Below are 17,331 nucleotides of genomic sequence, written 5' to 3' on the forward strand. Positions count from 1 at the left end.
GTCACCCGCTCATTGTCGATATCGGTGTGCTGGTCGTGCTTGATGTGCCAGGCGGCATCATTTTCGATAAGCACGTTCAGGTCTTTCTGACCGTGGATATAAATCTCTTCCTTGCCAGCCTGGTCTTCGAAACGCAGCTCGTTGAAGCCCTCGCCCTGGTGGGTCTCGGTGCGCAGCACGGTGCGGGTCTTGTTGGCTGGCAGCTCGTAGGGCGGCCGATTGGTGGCGTGGTAGGTGCGACCGGTCACGATGGGCTGGTCGGGGTCCCCTTCCAGGAAACTCACGATGACCTCGTGGCCGATGCGCGGGATGGCCATCATGCCGTACTGACCCCCGGCCCAGCCCTGAGAGACCCGCACCCAGCAGGAGCTCTGGTCGTTGGAACTGCCATACCTGTCCCACGGGAATTGCAGCTTGAGCCGGCCGTGTTCGTCGCAGTAAATCTCCTCCCCTTCGGGGCCCACCACCATGGCGATTTGCGGGCCATCCACCATCGGCTTGTGGGGTGCCTCGGGGCTGCCGATGCGCGCCCGCCAGGTGGTGCTGGCTTTCACCACCCCGAATTCGTTGTGATAGATGGTGGGGCCGCTCCCCCCCTCCTCCTCCAGCGCCTGCGGCTGCAAGCCGGTGTGCTGGATGCGCACCACTTGCCAGTCGGTGTTGAGGCTGCCGTTGGGGTGTTCGGTGAGCGAGAAGCTCTGCCCCGGCAGCAAGGCGGCGCAGTTGGACTTAGCCTGGCCCGCCACCGCGTCATTGCGCAGCGCATCCAGCCGGTGTTGGACAAACGCCTTACCGCTCGGGTCCGCTTTGTAGCGGCCCGGAAAATCGAAGTGCTGGTAGGTGTCGCGCTGGTGGGTCAGCTCCGCCCCCACCTTCTTGTGGGAGAGGCCGTAGGCCGGGGTCTTGAAGCTGTAGTCTTTGAGTTCCACATCGCTCGGACGCACTGCCTCCCGGTAGTGAAACTGCCTTACATAGGGGCCTTGCTCCAGCGAGCGGTTACCGAGGTTGAAGAAGAGCTCGGGGCCGGCAGTCAGGGCGGCCGCGTCATCGGCAAACACGATGCGGTGCTTGCCCGCTTCAAACTCGTGGAAGTAGAACATCCCCTCTTCGGCGGCGAGGCGATTCACGAAGTCGAGGTCGGTCTCGCGATACTGGACGCAGTACTCCCGCTTGGTGTGCTCATTCTTGAGCGCAAAGGCATAGTCGGTGATGCCATGCTCTTGCAAAAGAATACTGAGGATTTCATCGGGCTTTTGCCCCTGGAAGATGCGGGAGTTCTGGCGCAAAGAGAGTCGCCACAGGGCCGGCTGCACCAGCAGCTGATAGCGGGTGCGGCGAAAACCGCTATCACCCTGCGCGAAGTCACTCACCACCCCGCACACCCGGCGCTGCAGTTCGCCGTTGTACCACACCAGCAGCTCACACGGCTGGTCCAGCACGGTGCCAACGTCGATGTCGGGCTGGGCACTCGCCAACTCCAGGCGCAGGTTGAACGGCCGGTTCAACGCCTCATCCAGTGCAAACTCGGCCACCACGAAGGTGCTCTCGGGCAGGGCCCCCACCTTGACGGTAAATTGTAATCCTGTGCTGTCTGCCATGAAGCGCTCCTTAACCTGCCTGTCCGCTGCCTGAGCCAATCACCACGCCGCCGCAGCCGACGGCAGTGCCGGTCACGGCGATGGGCTTGCCGTTGACCAGCACAGAGCCGACGCCGCCCGAGATGCTGCGCGGATGGGGTGGATTGTTGGGTTTGTCGTGGGGGGCCAGCGGATCACCCTGGCGGGCCACCGGCTTGCCATCGAGGAACACATCTGGGCTGGCGGCAATCACGGGGGATGGGTGGAAACCATCGTGGTCGGTGCCGATGTCACCGAGCAATGCAATAGAAGGGCACATCTGGATTCTCCGTGGGGCAACCATGGTGCAAGCGCAGCCTGGTGCAGAGACAGTTGAAACGGCGACCCAGCAGCCTCCATGCCATGGCAAAGTCGCCCACAATCACATTAAAAATCAGCCAATTACGATTCAGGCTCGCTGCATCAGACCAATCTGCTGCAATCCATTGCGCAAGACAGGGCAAGTTTCCCGGCAAACCTTGCCTTGCCAGTCAAACTCACCGCGTCTTGCGCAATTTTTTGCTCAAGGCAGCATTTTCAGCTACCGGAAGCGCCCTGCTGCAGCTGATAGAGGCGGATATTGAGCGCTTTCAGATCATTTTCCAGGCTTTTGAGCTCGGCAGCCGTGATGGGCTCCTGGGAGGCTTTTCTCGCCTCCAGTTCACCGAGGCGCAGACTGAACGGGATGTTCTGCATCAGGTTCTTCTGTACTTCGTAGAGCTGGGATTTGAGGTAGGAGATGGTCACCGTCTTGCGCTGGCGCTCCAGCTCCAGCAGCTGATCGAGCAGGGCATCCACCCCGGCGCGGGCATCCAGGTAGGTGGGCACGCTGATGACATCCCCCTGCTGGCCGCCAAGCTGCGTCTGCCACTGCTTGTCCAGCGCCTTGACCGCCAGCGAGTCGGGATAGAGCATCAAGAGCGAGTTGCGCAGCCCCTCGCCGTAGCGATACCAGTAGAGCGGCGACGTCTGCTCGAGCCGGGTCAACTGGTTCTGATAGCGGGCCACCAGATCGCTCTCCATGTTCTGCAGGGTCTGCTCCCCCAGTACGATGCGGGCCTGGCGAATGTCGTCGTAGCTGAGGGCTCGGGGCAGCTCGGCGGCCGGCTGCACCAGACGCTGGGCCGCCACGGTCTTCTCCTGCTGATGTTGCTGCCAGCCGAGCCACCCCATCACCGGCAGGGCGCAGCTGAGCAGGCCGCACCCAAACCAGAACCAGGCCGGACGCTGCCGGCGGTGCTGCTCTATCTTGAGCACGGTGGGCTTGACCTGCCCCTTCTCGCGCCCCACCAAAATGCTGCCCTGGGGCAGGTGCGGGGTCGATGCCGAAACCGTGCCGCCGTGCTCACTCTCCAGGTCGGACTTGAAGAACACCATGGGCGGGATCTGCAGATCCTCCTTGAGGCCCGGCTCGTCGGAGACGATGACGATCTCGGTCTCATCGAACAGGTGGGTATACCCCTCGATGAAGTGCACCAGATTCTCGACCCGGGGGATGCGGCTCAGATCCGCGTTGTGCAGCTTCTCGCTGATGAGCTGCAGCGCCCGCTCGCAGCGATAGATCAGCCGCTTGTCCTCGTGGCTGATCTGGTACTGGCGAATGACGTCGCTGATGCGGGCAATGAACCAGTCGAGCATCTCGATGCGGGCCCGCTCCTGATGGACCGGCGGCCAGAAGCTCTCCCACTGGGTGACGATGAGGTTGGCGAGAAACTCGCACCCTTCGGTAAAACCGCTCAGCCCCTGCAGGCGCGAGCGCGCCAGGGTGAAGTAGATAGCGGTCTGCAGATCCACCCCGTGTTTTTCGAAGATAAGGCTGGCGAGCTGATGGATCCGCTGCCAGTCCACCTCGGGGCGCGAAGCGTGGCTGAGTTTGTTGATCTCGGCCCGCAGCGCCTCGTACTCCGGCAACATTCTGGGGTCGCGCCCCACTTTCAGGGCCTGCTGACCTTGTTGATTCTGTGACATATGAACTTCCAACGCAGAAAGGGGGCACAGCGTGCCCCCGACGCGATCAATAGAGGGATTCGGGCAGTCTGAACTGGCTGAACAGGCCGCCGGTGAAGGGGTTTTGTGCGCTGTCGGTGTAGACGCGATAGGTCATTGCCCCCTGATCCACCGGGAAGCGCACATCGAAAGTGGCGTCATTGACCTGGGTCAGCTCCCCCTTGTCCATCAGGCGGAACATGGCCCAGGGGCCGACGAAGCCTTCGCTGCGCGGTGAACGCTCGCGGGCGGCCGGTACCAGGGTGATCTTGCTCTCGGCCCCGTCGCGCATGGTGTTGGGCCACACCAGCGGGATCTTGGTACGGCGGCCATGGGCGTATTCCAGCAACTGGCCGTCCAGGTTCAGCACACTGCGCCGCTTGTTGGCGGTGAGCTCGATGGGCTCAAGGGCGAACTGCACCTCCAGGTTGCCCTGCTGGCTGAAGAAGATCTGACGGATGCGGGCTGCACGGTCCAGCTGCTTGACCAGCTCGGCCTGGATGGGGGAGCTGAACTCCCCTTCCATCAGGCCGCTCTCCACCATGGGTTTGAGGTTGACCTGATAGAAGCTGTCCAGCGTCCCGTTGGGTGCGAAGAAGCGCTCCATTTCCGAGAGGGGCACGTCCTTGTTCGAGCTCGGATCAAACGGATAACGGCCGGCCAGCTGGCTGTTGAAGGGGGCCAGCACCTTGTCCTGCCACTCCTGATTGAGGGAAGACATGGCAAGATCGATCACCAGTCGCGAGCTCTGCTCGGAGAGCTGACCCACCCAGCGATCGAGCGGGGCCGGCAGGCTGCGGGCATATTGCTGCAGGGCGAACACCGGATCGGCGTACTTGTTGGTCATGCGCAGCTGCACCGCTTTCAAGGCGGACTGACCCGGCTCGGTGGCGTTGACAATGAGCTCCAGGTAGTGCTGCAGCTCCACCAGCTTCTGGTTGACCTCCTGAATGAGCGGTCCCTGCTCGCCACGTCCAGCCAATACTCCATTCGTGGCCATAAAGGGACGACCGATGCGGGCACTGATGGCCTGGGCCGGGTCCCCTTCCACATCGGAGATCTTGCGAATGCGGGTGTTGTCATCCAGCGAGGCCAGTACCCGCTGGAACGGCTGATCGTTGCCGGTGATGGCAGCGAGCACATCCAATGCCTGCTCCGGGCTCTCCAGGGTCTGCACGTCCAGATTGGTCAGCAGTTTTTGCCACTGGTTGACGTAATCGGTAACGTAGCGGTCGTTGACCTGACGGGTGATCTCCTTGCGATCCGCCTCGCTCAGCTGGCTCAGCTTGCGCTGGCCCAGTACCCAGGCATCCATCGCGGTGAGATCGATGAGCGCCTTGTCTTGTTTCAGGAAGAAATCGTTGAAACCGGGCCAGGTGAGCAGGCGCGGCACCTGGCCGGCGTTGTCGCTGCGCAGGGCAAACACGGTGTCGAAGGTGGGGCCCACCTCGTCACGGACGTTGAGATCCGGCGGCAATACATCACCCGCCTTCACCACCAGATTCTGGTAGACCCGCTGATACATGGGCAGCTTGCCGAGCTCGCGCTGGGCACCGTAGACCGGCTCCTTGAACGGCACGAAGGCGGTGATGGCGGCCTGATCCCGCTCGGCCCTGGCACCATACCAGTTGGTGTGATCGAGGGCATAGTCCAGGTGCCCCATCAGCTGCTCCTGCACCGCCCCCTGCCCCGGAAAGGCCTTCTGCCAGCGGCTCGCCATGTACTGCGCCACCAGCTCCTTGTTGCGACCGGACGCATCGTCCAGCATCCGCATCACCCGCAGGATGGCGAGCTTCTCCTCGCTCCCCGCAGGTGCCTGGTTGAGATCCTCAAGCAACCCCTGCATCTGGGCCGGCAGAAAGCGCAGGCTCAGCAGTTGCAGGTAGGAACCCTCCACATAAGGACCAATCTCGTCCCCCTGATAGAGGCCGAGGTCGGCCACCAGCGGCATCCGCTCGCGGTAGTTGCCAAAGGAGAGGGTCGCCTCGCGAATGAGGTTGAGGCGCGGCAGCTGGCTCACCCCGAAGGCGTGGGCGTCGGCCACCTCATTGGTCTCCATGAAGGCCTGGGCCTTGGTCAGTACGTTACGACCCGCCTCCTCGTTGACCCGGTAGAAGTAGTGCCAGCCACCGATGAGGGCGGCCGAGAAGAGCGACAGACAGCTGAGGCCGATGGCCATGCGGCGCCGGCGATAGAGGGTGTGCAACCGGTTCTCGCCGGCAAGATGGGCCTCCGGGAAGATGATGGAAGAGAAGAGCTGACGCACGAAATAGGTGTTGGACTCCCCGCGCAGGGCCGAGTGGATGGGCTCTGGCAGGTTGTAGCGGCGGGAGGCCGCCTGGGCAAACGCATCGAACGGTACCCCTTGCTGATAGACGGAGCTGACATAGACCCCGCGTACCAGCAGCGGCTTGCTCTCCTCGATGGCCAGGGTCTCGGCCAGCAGGCTGGTCACGTAATCCTTGAGGCCCGCCAGCTGGCGCACGAACGAGAACAGCGCGTTGCGCTGGGCGGCATCGAGCCGGCTCAGCATCAGTTCGGGCAGATTCTGGTTGAGGTTGTCCACCCACTGATCCCAAAACAGGGCCAGATCCTGCTGCCAGTCGGCGCCCGGCTTGAAGGTCACCCCCAACACGGCCTCGCGGGCCTCCTTGTCGAGCTGCTGGTAGATAACGTCAAAGCCGCGCAGCAGATCTAGCTTGGTAAAGGTGACATAGAGCGGCAACCGGGTATTCATGGTGGCCGATACCTCCTGCAGGCGCGAGCGCATCAGCTGGGCATAGGCCTTGCGCTCGGCCACGCTGGCGTGGGAGAGCCAGGCCAGATCCACGGTCAGCACCAGGCCGTTGAGGGGCTGACGACGACGGTGTTCATTGAGCCAGCCGAGCAGGTGCAGCCAGAGCCGCTCATGCTTGCGGGCCTGCGGATCCAGTTCGGCTTCGCTCTGGGAGAGCAGCACACCGGCGGGATCCAGCATCACGGCCTGTTCCCCCAACCAGCAATCCACCAGCTGATCCTGCGCTACGTCGCGCAGCTCGGTGTCGAGTCTCGGGTTGAGCTTGTTGGCCGGATTGGCGCGGTGAATGAGGCTGCTCTTGCCGCTGCCGGGCAGGCCCAGTACCAGATACCAGGGCATGGCGTAGAGCGCCCCCTTGCCCAGATGAGTATTCAACGCCTGCAGCCAGCGATCGAGGAACAGCGCCTGCCTGTCGATGAGCCCCTTGACCGGATCCTGCTCCAGCACCACCTCGTGCCGGCGCTCGGCCTTGAGCTGCTGCATCTTGCGCCACACCCGCCAGGAAACCACTCCCAGCAGCAACCAGAGCCAGAGCAGGGTGAACACCACCCGCCCCCACAGCGGCTCGAACGGCTTGGCGCCGCGTACCTCGAGACGAGGGCCCAGCCACCACACCAGGATGAGAGCGAGCCCCCAGAGCACAGCACCGAGCAGGGGCCAGGAGGGTTTCAATTTCGGCAGCTGTTGCCGCAGAAAAGTAAAAATGGTTTTGAACATAAAATGTGATCCAACTCCGACTCAATGACTCATTTCGGCACTCATTTCGACAACGGCGCCGCCAGGCTCTCCAGGCGGTTGACCAGCCCGGGCTCCCAGTGCGACAACCCGAGGCGACTGGCCTCTTGCCACAAGTGTTGATAGTGCTGGCGCGCAAGCGCCTCCATGCCTTCCTGCGCCAACAGCTCCGCCTGCACCAACAAGGCGTGGAAGCGATCTCTTGGCTCTTTCAACTGTGCTATCCGCTCATCGAGCAAGGCGAGCGCCGCTGCAACCCCCTGCTCGCCGTGGCGCTGGGCGACCTCCTCGGCCAGCCCCGCCTCACCACTGCCGGCACTGCCTCCCTTGGCCGGTTGCAGCCAGCGGCCGCACTCGGGGGAGAGAAACGGCGAGCCGTCGCTAAAAGCGAGCTCCCGCAGGGCCGGCAGGCGCTGCAGAAAAGTCCCGAGCTCCTCGGCGATCGCCTGGGCCACCGCCCCAAAGCCGAGTTTCTGGGCCACCTCGGCCGAGAGCCTGTGCCCTTCGAACCAGTAAGGTGCCAGGGTCAGGCTCTGTTCGATGCGCTGCCAGAGCCCCTGATCAGGGGCGTTCATGGCGGCGCGGTACTCGTCCACCATGTCCGCCGACATGGGCGCCAACGGGGTTTTATTGCCCGCCCCGCTCATGGGGACCGTCGTGATCCCGGCCCAGACGGCGTGACGGCGCAGCCGATAACCCACCGCCGCCTCCGGCTGACGCTCGATGAGGAGCTCAGCCACCTTGAGCTGGGTCTGGCGCCAGGCGCGATCGTTGGAGCTGTCGACGTCGACGGCGGCACTGCCGCCACCACCGCTGAGCACCATGGCGCCGGTACCGCTGGCGGTCGACGCCGCCAAGGCCGGGGAGCCCGCTGCCGCCGCGCCGCTGCTCTGCGGCTGCCCTGCCGCATTCGCCTCAGCCTGTGCCACCTGCTGGCGCTGGGCCCGCTTCAACCCCATCACCAGCGGGTCGAGCAGCTCCCCCTTGTCGGGACACTGCGCCAGCCAGACCCGCTCCAGCTGCTCTGCCTGGGCCAGCAACTGGGCCAGCTCGGCCGCCGAGGCGCTCTCGCAAATGCGCGGCAGGGCCCCTTCGAAGCGCTTGACGATTTGCACCATCAGTCGCTGCTTCTGGCTGGCATTGCCGGGCCAGGCCAGCAGCCAGTAAGCCTGGATCCAGGCCTCCAGCAGGCTGATCGCAGCCCCCAGCGGGGTCGCCTTGGCCGGGTGCTGCAGGCAGCGCAGCAGCTGGGCCAGCACCCGCATGTCCTTGGTGCGGCTCTCCAGCAAGCCAAGGCAGGCCTCGGCCACCGCATTGAGATCCACCTGGCTGTGAGCGAGGGATCCCAGCTTGACCAGCTCGGTTTCCACGTAGTCCCAGCGCGGCTCGTCAGCCAGCACGGCGCCTCTTATCTGTTCATCCGGCAGGCTGGTGAGCAGGCGTGCACACCAGGGATGTTGATAGCTCATCGTCCCTCCTACCAGCGGCACTGCTGACGCAGCGGTGCCAGCGCCTCTTTCAGGCCGCTCAGGTCGACCCGCAAGAGGGCACCGTTGTCGGCCCGCACCTGCAGCTCGCGATGGCCCTGCCAGCGCTTGAGCTCCTCGATGGCGGGCAGACCGCGGCCATATTCCAGCAACAGACCCTGATCCCGGATAAACCAGCTCTGGGAGCCGGCACTCGGCTGACCATCCAGTTCGACCTGCACTTTCTCGCCGCTCCAGGGCTGATCCAGCCGCAACCGGATATGGGTGATGCTGTCGACGCAGCCGATGGCCAGGGTCGCCCCGCGCAGTGCCGGGCGGGTCAGGGTTTCACTGCCGCGCGTTTCATCGCTTTGCAAGAGGAAGGGCGCGCTCGCTGGCGTGCGGGCCTGCTCCTGGGCCCAGATGGCCTGCCAGGCAGCCGACTTGGGGGCGGCCCCTTCGGCGGCACTGGCCGCGCCATTGCCGATGGCGTCGTAGCAGGCGAGCCGCACCAGCGGCGAGGGCTCCTGCCGGCAGGCCTGCCAGCGCGCCATGTCCAGCGGGACCTCGGCCGCACTGGTGGCCAGCAGCAGCGGTAACAAGCCGAGGATACTCATCAGTTCACCTCCAGTTTCTGGCACTTGTGATCCAGGGTGCGTTTGGGAATGTTGAGGCTCTCGGCCACCAGCATCCGATTGCCCTGGAAGTGGCGCAGCCGCGCCTCGATGACGGAAGCCTCATACTGCTGCATGGCCCGGCGCAGATCGCGGATGTGGTTGTAGTCGTCCATGGCGCCGGGCAGCTCGACGCAGACCCGCTCGCGCAGCTCCGGCGGCAGCGCCTCCAGCCCCACCTCCTCCCCGTGACGGGTATGGGCGCAGGCCACCTCCAAGAGGTTTCGCAGCTCGCGCACGTTGCCGGGGAAGTCATAGGTCTGCAGCTGTTTCAAGAACTTGCGCTGCAAGCCGGCGAGCGTCTTGCCATCCTGGGCGGCAAACTGGGCCATGAAGTGCTGGCAGAGCAGCGGCACGTCATCCATGTGCTCGCGCAGGGGGGCGATCAGCAGCAGGCACTGGCAGAGGCGGTGGTAGAGGTCGGCCCGAAACTGCCCCTCCTCCACATGGCGGGTGAGCGGCTGATGGGTGGCGGCGATGAGGCGAAAATCGGAGTGATACTCCTGCTCGGCCCCGAGCGGCCGGTAACTGCGGGTTTCCAGCACCCGCAGCAGCTTGGCCTGCATGGCGGCGGGCATGTCACCCACCTCGTCCAGAAACAGGGTGCCGCCGTTGGCCTGGGCCACCAGCCCGGTCTTGTTGGCAAGGGCGCCGGAGAAGGCCCCTTTCTGGTATCCGAACAGCTCGCTCTCGATGAGGTTCTCCGGGATGGCGGCGCAGTTGATGGCGACAAACGGCTTGTTGGCGCGATCGGAACACTGGTGCACCAGCCTTGCCACCACCTCCTTGCCGCTGCCGGTCTCCCCCTGAATGAGCACAGTCAGCTTGTGCTGGCCGGCTTGGCTTATCTGCTCGCGCAGCCCGCGGATCACCGCCGACTGACCGACCAGCTGATCGCCGAGCAGCTTCTCGTGTTGACGCAGCCGCTCCCCCTCGCCCTTTATCTGGCGCAGGGAGTCGCGCAGTACCCCCTGATCCCGCCGGCTGCGACCGAGATCGCGAATGAGGGTGAGCTGGTTGCAAAAGACCTGGGAGAGCTGGGCCAGCTCGGGGCCATCGGCCCAGGCCCGCAGCACCTCCCCTTCATCCATCAGGGCCAGCACGGCAAACGGCTTGCCGTTGCCATCCAGCAGCGGATACGCGTGCAGCCCGCACTGCTGGCCAAGGTTGGCCAGCAGTGCGCGAAAACCGGCGTGCTCGATGCGGGCACCGCCGTAGAGGGAGTCCCAGGTGCGGGACTGGGCCTTGTGCAGCACATAGGCAAGGGGGTGGGAAAAATCGTCCACCGCCAGCCCCAGCGCCACCTCCTTCCCCCTGACCCAGCCTTGGCACTCCAGCTGACGGCCGCTCACATCCAGCATGCCGAGCAGCAGCCCCTTGGGCTGGAAGCTGGCATGAACGGTCGAGCTCCACCAGTGGCACAGGTGCGGCTCATCGCGCTGGGCGGTGAGGGCCAGGGCAAATGCGAGGGCTTGCTCCATACTCAAGCCCCCACCTCGGCCACAAACTGGTGATCGGCCACGGAAAAGTGGACGCGCTTGATGGGGTCACCGGCCGAGAGGCGCTGCAGCAGTTGCAGAGAGACCGGCGGCAACAGGGCACCGTCGATGACGGATTCGAGCATGCGGGCACCGTTCTCGCTGCGATTGGCCCGCAGCAGGATCTCCTCGGCCACCTCGTCGTCCAGCACCACCTCGGCGCCGAAGCGCTCCTTGAGCAGCTTGACCAGCCGGTTGAGCTTGCCGCCCACGATCTGCACCAGGGTATCGTGACCGAGCGGCAGATAGGGGATCACCTCCATGCGCGCCAGCAGCGCCGGCTTGAAGAAGGCGGCGAGCTCCGGATAGAGGGCATCGAGCAGCACGTCAGGCTGCTCGGCATGGTCGACGATGGTCTGGAAACCGAGGTTGGAGGTGAGGAAGAAGACCACGTTCTTGCAGTCGATGATGCGCCCTTCCCCATCCGCCAGCTCGCCCTTGTCGAACGCCTGATAGAAGAGGTTGAGCACATCCGGGTGCGCTTTTTCCACTTCATCCAGCAGCACCACCGAGTAGGGCTTCTGCCGAATCGCCTCGGTCAGCACGCCCCCCTCGCCGAAACCGACGTAGCCGGGCGGCGAGCCGATCAGGCGGGAGACGGTGTGCTTCTCCTGATACTCGGACATGTTGATGGTGGTCAGATACTGGCGGCCACCGAACATCAGCTCGGCAATCTGCAGCACGGTTTCGGTCTTGCCAACCCCACTCGGGCCCACCAGCAGGAAGGCCCCGAGCGGCCGGCCGGGACGACGCAGATCGGCGCGGGCGGTGAGCAGGTGCTTGTGCAGGTGGGCCACCGCCACATCCTGCCCCTTGATGAGCTCGCCGAGGTATTCCGGCAATCGGGTCACCACGTCCAGCTCCCCCTGGGAGATGCGATTGAGGGGCACCCCGGTCCACTCGGCGATGACGGCGGCAATCTGGGTCTTGTCGACGTGAGCGGAGACCAGCACTTCCCCCTGCTGCAGCTCGGCCAGCTCGCACTCAAGGGCGGCCAGCTGCTCGGCAGCGGCTTGCGGATCGAGCGGTGCATCGGCGAGATCCAGCGCCTCTCTGGCCAGCATCTCATCCTGCTGATCGGCCAGCAGGGCTGCGCGCAGCTCGACAATCTGGTGTACCAGCCCCTGCTGCTGCTGCCACCGGGCCTCCTGCTCGGCCAGTTCTTCACGGCAAGCCTGCTGGGCCGCCTGCAACTCGGCCAGGCGCTCTGCGTTGTCACCAAGACCTATCAGGCTCTGGCGCTCCAGCTGGCGGATCTCCAGCTCGCGCTGGCGCAGCGCGTTTTGCAGGTGGCTGACCGCGCGCGGCGGCGTGGTGAGGTTGATGGCCACCCGGGCACAGGCGGTATCGAGCACGTCAATAGCCTTGTCCGGCAGCTGGCGGCCGGAGATGTAACGGGCGGAGAGCTGGGCGGCGACCTGCAGCGCCTCCTCGTCGATCAACACCCCGTGGGCCTTCTCGTAGATGCTGCGCAGGCCGCGCAGGATCACGGTGGCCTCGTCGGCATCGGGTTCACCGACCTTCACCAGCTGGAAGCGGCGCGACAGGGCCGCGTCTTTTTCCACGTATTTCTTGTACTCGCCCCAAGTGGTGGCGGCGATGGTGCGCAGCTCGCCCCGGGCCAGCGCCGGCTTGATGAGGTTTGAAACATCCAGCCCGCCAGCCTGGTTGCCGGCCCCGATCAGGGTGTGCGCCTCGTCGATGAACAGGATGACAGGTTGCACGGCGTCCTTGACCTCCTGCATCACCCCCTTGAAGCGCTTCTCGAACTCCCCCTTGACCGAGGCGCCGGCCTGCATGGCGCCGAGATCCAGGGTCATCAGCTCGACCCCGCGCAGCTTCTCCGGTACCTGACCCGCCACCATACGCAGAGCCAGCCCCTCGATGAGGGCACTTTTACCGACACCGGCTTCACCCACCACGATGGGGTTGTTCTTGCGACGACGGGAGAGGATGTCGATCATCAGATCGATCTCGTGATCCCGGCAGAGCACGGGATCCAGGCTGCCCTGACGAGCCTGTTCGGTCACGTTCACGGTAAAGCGGGCCAGCAGGCTGGCATCGGCCGGCAGGGCGGCCTGGGCCGTCTTGCTGCCGGGGGTAGTGGTGACCTGCGTCTCGGCGGACTCCTTGACCCACTCGTCGAACTGCTGGCGCAGCAGCTCGCGATTGACCTTGGCCAGCAGGCGAGTCACCGAGCCCGGCAGATAGCGCTGGGGGGTCATCAGCAGCACCAGCAGCATGACGCCGCTGCGCAGCTGGGCATGTTGCAGCTCGGCGGAGGCGAGCAGCCAGCTGTCTTGCAGCCACTCCACCAGCATGGGCGAGAAGGAGGGGTAACCCTGGCCATAGCTGCCGTCGGCAGCGGACGGTTGCAGCAGGGTCTTGAGCTCTTCCACCTCCACCTCGGCCACCTTCAGGATCTGGCGCACGTCGCTCAGCGGGGTCTCCAGCATCTTGAGCAGCAGGTGCTCAATGCGGATCTCGGCTCCCTGGTGATTGACACAGAGGGCCGCGGCCTCCTCCAGCATGTGACGGCAGATGGGGTTGAGTCTTTCCACCAGTACCGGTAGCTCTATACGAATCAAGGCGTGCTCTCCTTAGGTATTTATTTTAATAATTCGCCCAGTTGACGCAGTACGTCCTGGGTCTGGTTATTGAGTTTGTGGTGATAGAGGCCAAAGATCAGCGCCAGGATCAGCGCGCCGCCCATGAACAGGCTGCGCAGGGAAACCTGCTTGCGCAGCTGATAGCGGGAGGCTTGCTGCCCCAGATCGAGGTGAAACACGCTGGGCGCCTCGCCGCCGGCCTCGGGGGCCAACTGCTTGTGCAGCTGGCGCACGATGCGCTCGAACTCCCCTTGTCCCTTGCTCATCACCTTGTAACGCCCCTCGAAACCGAGGCACAGACAGAGGTAGATGAACTCCAGAATGTCGCGATAACGCACCGGGTCTTCCTGCAGGCGGGCCAGCAGCACGAACACCTTCTCGCCGCCCCAGGTCTCGTTGTGAAAGCGGGTCAGCAGGGAGTGCTGGGACCATTCGCTCTGACTGCCCCAGTCGCGGCCCATCACGGCCTCGTCGATGAAGGTGCAGAGGATGTAGCGAAACGACAGCACCACCCCGTTCTCGTAACCCTGGGCCATCAGCTCCTGTTCGATGGCCTGGATCTCGGTTACCACCCGCTGGTAGAGCTCGGGCACCCGGTCGTAGCGCGACAGCAGGCGTACCCGCTGCACCAGCCCCAGCAAGGGGGTCACCGCATCGATCATCGGGTTGATGCTCTGGCCGCGCAGGCGGAACCAGTAGTCCGAATCCATGTCCAGCTGCTCGGCATGATCGAACAGCAGGTCGCTGAGTTGCTCGTTCTTGATAATGTCCGTGGTCATCTCTGCTTATTCCTTGGTGCGATCACTGGCTGCGAATGGCCCAGAGCTGCATGTCGAGCTCGGGGAAATCGCCGGCGATATGGAAGGCAAGGGTGTTGCCCACCGCCAGCATCTGCCAGGCCGGGCTCTGCCGGTCGAGCTGGAAGTAGATATAACCGGCGTGGTAGGGCAGCTGGCGCGGCGCCACCGGCAGCGGCAGCAGCGGAATGCCGGGCAGCTGCAGGCTGATGAGCTCGCGGATCTTGTCGCTGGAGGCCACCTTGGTCTGCTGCAGCAACTGCTTGCGCAGCTGCTCCTGCGGCATGCGGGCACGCACCGCCAGCACGAAGTCGGCGCTCTGCATCAGCTCGCTCTCGTTGACCATGGCCACCATGATGCCGTACTGGTGCTTGCGCAGCTGGATGGAGACGGCGCGCGGCGACAGCACTGTGCTGAGCGCCTGGCGTAGGGCCAGCATCACCGGCTCGAAGCTCACCTGCTGATCATCGTGGCGATAGGCGGGGAACTCGGGCGGCAGACGGGACTCGTCGGTAAAGGTCATCAGCTCGCCACAGATCTGCACCAGCGCCTCATGCAGCCGCTCGGGGTGCAGGGTGCCAAGGCGCGCCAGATGGGAGAGCTGGGGCTGGGCCCGGTTGAGCAGTTGCAGCATCATGAACTCGGCCACGTCGGCCACCCCCTGCTGGCCCGGCGCCGCGATGCGCTGGGAGAGGCTGCGGGCCCGCTCGGCCACGAGGCCGGCCGACTCGCCAAGGAAGCGCTTGAGGGTCGGGATGGCGGAGACGCTGATGCTGCAGGGCATGAAGTTGGGATCCAGCACCAGGCCGCCGTCCGGACGCTTGTCCAGGATCCGGGCGATGGCGAGCGAGGCGTAGGCGCTGCGATCTTCCCGCTCCAGCATCAGCCGCAGGCTGACCCGCCCCACTTCGAGGGAGACCACGTCCCCCCCTTCGCTGTGCAGGTCGCGCACGTCGTGGCGATGGGCCTGCAACCGGGTAGCGACCTGACCGCCCTGATTGACCTCGTTGACGCCGCTCACCGAGAGCGGCAGCGCCAGATAGACCTTCTGGTTGGCCACCGAGGCGTCAGTGACTTCCAGCGGGGTCGGCAGCACATCGTCATTGGGGATGTTAAACACGGTACCGTCCGGCAGGATGCCGGTGGCCCCCACCAGGGCGATGCGGCCAAAGCCCAGGTAGTCCTCGTTGATGGCGAGCGACTGCAAGCCGTAGAAATAGTCGGACAGCGCGCTCAGGCGAGCGTGCAGTGCGTAATCCGAATGTCTTTGTTGTTGCTGGAAGTGCTGGGGCTTGATGAACAGCCCCTCACGCCAGATAACCCGATTTCGACTCGACATGGTTATTCTTCTTCTTTTTGCAGTTCCACTTCATCCAGGCGCAGGTGCACCAGGATTTGATAAGCCGTTCCCTTGCTCTTGATCTTGATGACCTTGCGCCACTCGGCGCTGTCGGGGTCGGCGTAGCGTGCGATCACCCCGATGTAGCGGGTCTTCTCGTCGAGCTTGATGGGGGGCAGGTATTTGAACTGGCCCGGCAGCAGGGTGTAGTCCTGGTGGTCCAGGTAGTTCTTGCCAAGGGCCTTCTCCACGTCCGCGGTCACCTGGTCGTAGTCGGTGGCGAGCAGCTTGGAATCCTCCGCCAGCAGCACCACCTGAAACTCGATGGGCGCCGCCTCCCCGCTCTCGTTGGGGTTGACGTCAGGCTCCGCCAGCAGGCTCAGCCCCAGGGTGGAGGGTTGACTGTCATTGCTGCCCACCTGGATATCCGGGTTCATGGCCACGTCAGCCATCTTGCCCATGGTGGTACAACCTGCCAGGGCCAGCAGCGCGGCGCCCAGCATCAGCGCACGTATCATCAAATCAGTCCCTGTTGCTGACGCACGGCCTGGTCATAGGCCTGGGCATACACCTGGTGGAACAGCTTGTCGAACCCCTGCTGACGGGCGGAGGTGAGCTCGCGGTAGTAGTGCTGATACATGTCCCAGGCCCAGCCTTCGTCGGCCGTGCCCGGTGCACCGCTGCGGCGGTATTGCTCGAAACGCCCCAGCAGGGCCTGCGGTGAAAACGCCTGCAGGATGCTGTCGAGCGCCGCGCCGATGGCCTGCTGGTTCGCCACGTGGTGGATGCGCACGTTGTGCAGGCTCTCGGCCACCGCCGCCGGTGCGCTCAGGTGGACCGGGCTCTTCTGCTCGGCAAACAGCACCGCCAGGGTCTCGTCATAATCAAGGCCCAGGCGCAGCGGGTTGTCCTCGATGGGACGCAGGTGCTTGTCCGCCAGTGCCGCCTGCTCGTTTTGCAGCTGCAGCAGCCCCTCCACCATGGCCCGCACCGTCTTGCCCATCTCTTCGAGCATGTCGTGGGCCTGCTGGGTGTCCTGCAGTTGCAAGGGTTGGCCCAGGCCACGCATCAGCGGGGTCAGGGCCACATGATCGACGCCGTCCAGCGACAGCTGATAATCGGGATGGTTCTCGATGGCGGGCATATCCAGAAATTCTTGGTTCATGGTGTTCTCGACAGCAGAAAAAGGGGCAAGAGGGGGAACGTCCACATCCGGTTGTGAACGCAGTGAAGCCTGCAGGCGACCGTCCGCCAGCGGACCATCCATCAACGGATTGGGCGCCCTGCGCTCCTGCTGCAATGCCAGCAAGGGATCGGCCGCCAGGGTGCGCGGATCGTCAGCCGGCACGACGGGCTCATCGCTGGTCAGCCACTCGTCGAGCTGCTCGGTGGGGCGATTGCCCAGCACCTGTTGCAGGCTCTGCTCGGGGGTGATGGCCCCCAGGTAGGCGCGCAGCCGGAACGGGCCGACCACGAGCTCGTCCCCCTGCTCCAGATGCACCTTGCGGGCCCGCCCGATGGGCGAGGTGGCACCGTTGATATAGGTCTGGCCGCTCAGATCGCACAGGCAGAAGCGACCGTCGTTGAGCTCGATGCGGGCGTGGGCGGGCATGACGGCCCCCAACCTGTCGCGCAGTTGCCAGTCATCCTGTTCGGAGGCCCCCAGGGTCCCCCCCATCTCGTCGAAGCGGTACTGCACCTGCTGGCTGCCGTCGAGCTGTTCGCTGTTGAGCACCACCAGGGAAAGTTGCTGGTTAAAATCGTCCACAGTTAC

Annotated in this window: 12 protein-coding genes; all 12 read right to left on the reverse strand. The window is 64.5% G+C overall.

Annotated features, from left to right (window positions below; translation table 11 throughout):
- A partial coding sequence (locus AB5Y89_RS20240; RefSeq protein WP_368224379.1) for a type VI secretion system tip protein VgrG occupies nucleotides 1-1,598 on the reverse strand: 1,598 nt, incomplete at its 3' end.
- A 10-nt stretch (nucleotides 1,599-1,608) separates the two neighbouring features.
- On the reverse strand, nucleotides 1,609-1,896 hold the full coding sequence (locus tag AB5Y89_RS20245; RefSeq protein WP_017411057.1) for a type VI secretion system PAAR protein: 288 nt from the start codon (nucleotides 1,894-1,896) through the stop codon (nucleotides 1,609-1,611).
- A gap of 257 nt (nucleotides 1,897-2,153) precedes the next feature.
- Nucleotides 2,154-3,584 (reverse strand): VasL domain-containing protein, encoded by a 1,431-nt coding sequence (locus AB5Y89_RS20250; protein WP_368224381.1) that lies wholly within the window; start codon nucleotides 3,582-3,584, stop codon nucleotides 2,154-2,156.
- Between the two features lie 46 nt (nucleotides 3,585-3,630).
- Complete coding sequence (tssM, locus tag AB5Y89_RS20255) at nucleotides 3,631-7,116, reverse strand: type VI secretion system membrane subunit TssM (RefSeq protein WP_368224382.1); 3,486 nt, start codon at nucleotides 7,114-7,116, stop codon at nucleotides 3,631-3,633.
- Between the two features lie 41 nt (nucleotides 7,117-7,157).
- Nucleotides 7,158-8,603, reverse strand: coding sequence for a type VI secretion system protein TssA (tssA, locus tag AB5Y89_RS20260; protein ID WP_368224384.1), 1,446 nt, complete (start codon nucleotides 8,601-8,603; stop codon nucleotides 7,158-7,160).
- Nucleotides 8,604-8,611: 8 nt separating this feature from the next.
- Nucleotides 8,612-9,217: a type VI secretion system-associated protein VasI gene (vasI, locus tag AB5Y89_RS20265; protein ID WP_183148589.1), complete on the reverse strand. Its 606-nt coding sequence runs from the start codon at nucleotides 9,215-9,217 to the stop codon at nucleotides 8,612-8,614.
- On the reverse strand, nucleotides 9,217-10,755 hold the full coding sequence (vasH, locus tag AB5Y89_RS20270; RefSeq protein ID WP_207136885.1) for a sigma-54-dependent transcriptional regulator VasH: 1,539 nt from the start codon (nucleotides 10,753-10,755) through the stop codon (nucleotides 9,217-9,219). Before vasH ends, vasI begins: the two co-directional genes overlap by 1 nt.
- Before the next feature lie 2 nt (nucleotides 10,756-10,757).
- Nucleotides 10,758-13,400 (reverse strand): type VI secretion system ATPase TssH, encoded by a 2,643-nt coding sequence (tssH, locus tag AB5Y89_RS20275; protein WP_368224386.1) that lies wholly within the window; start codon nucleotides 13,398-13,400, stop codon nucleotides 10,758-10,760.
- Nucleotides 13,401-13,420: 20 nt separating this feature from the next.
- The gene (icmH, locus tag AB5Y89_RS20280; protein ID WP_368224387.1) at nucleotides 13,421-14,200 is read right to left on the reverse strand and encodes a type IVB secretion system protein IcmH/DotU; all 780 of its coding nucleotides are present in this window, start codon (nucleotides 14,198-14,200) and stop codon (nucleotides 13,421-13,423) included.
- 22 nt (nucleotides 14,201-14,222) lie between these two features.
- Nucleotides 14,223-15,557, reverse strand: a complete 1,335-nt coding sequence (gene tssK / locus AB5Y89_RS20285; RefSeq protein WP_368224389.1) for a type VI secretion system baseplate subunit TssK — start codon at nucleotides 15,555-15,557, stop codon at nucleotides 14,223-14,225.
- A gap of 2 nt (nucleotides 15,558-15,559) precedes the next feature.
- Nucleotides 15,560-16,075: a type VI secretion system lipoprotein TssJ gene (gene tssJ / locus AB5Y89_RS20290; protein ID WP_253584731.1), complete on the reverse strand. Its 516-nt coding sequence runs from the start codon at nucleotides 16,073-16,075 to the stop codon at nucleotides 15,560-15,562.
- Nucleotides 16,075-17,325 (reverse strand): type VI secretion system-associated FHA domain protein TagH, encoded by a 1,251-nt coding sequence (gene tagH / locus AB5Y89_RS20295; RefSeq protein WP_011705717.1) that lies wholly within the window; start codon nucleotides 17,323-17,325, stop codon nucleotides 16,075-16,077. Before tagH ends, tssJ begins: the two co-directional genes overlap by 1 nt.
- Nucleotides 17,326-17,331: the final 6 nt, after the last annotated feature.

Origin of the sequence: Aeromonas sp. s4 (assembly GCF_040907855.1) — a bacterium.
Classification (GTDB): domain Bacteria; phylum Pseudomonadota; class Gammaproteobacteria; order Enterobacterales; family Aeromonadaceae; genus Aeromonas; species Aeromonas caviae.

Bases quoted from the DNA above. Each gene is read 5' to 3' on its own strand.
- icmH (WP_368224387.1), bottom strand. From the start codon at position 14,200: ATGACCACGGACATTATCAAGAACGAGCAACTCAGCGACCTGCTGTTC.
- AB5Y89_RS20250 (WP_368224381.1), bottom strand. From the start codon at position 3,584: ATGTCACAGAATCAACAAGGTCAGCAGGCCCTGAAAGTGGGGCGCGAC.
- AB5Y89_RS20245 (WP_017411057.1), bottom strand. From the start codon at position 1,896: ATGTGCCCTTCTATTGCATTGCTCGGTGACATCGGCACCGACCACGAT.
- tssA (WP_368224384.1), bottom strand. From the start codon at position 8,603: ATGAGCTATCAACATCCCTGGTGTGCACGCCTGCTCACCAGCCTGCCG.
- tssM (WP_368224382.1), bottom strand. From the start codon at position 7,116: ATGTTCAAAACCATTTTTACTTTTCTGCGGCAACAGCTGCCGAAATTG.
- vasI (WP_183148589.1), bottom strand. From the start codon at position 9,217: ATGAGTATCCTCGGCTTGTTACCGCTGCTGCTGGCCACCAGTGCGGCC.
- vasH (WP_207136885.1), bottom strand. From the start codon at position 10,755: ATGGAGCAAGCCCTCGCATTTGCCCTGGCCCTCACCGCCCAGCGCGAT.
- tssK (WP_368224389.1), bottom strand. From the start codon at position 15,557: ATGTCGAGTCGAAATCGGGTTATCTGGCGTGAGGGGCTGTTCATCAAG.
- tssJ (WP_253584731.1), bottom strand. From the start codon at position 16,075: ATGATACGTGCGCTGATGCTGGGCGCCGCGCTGCTGGCCCTGGCAGGT.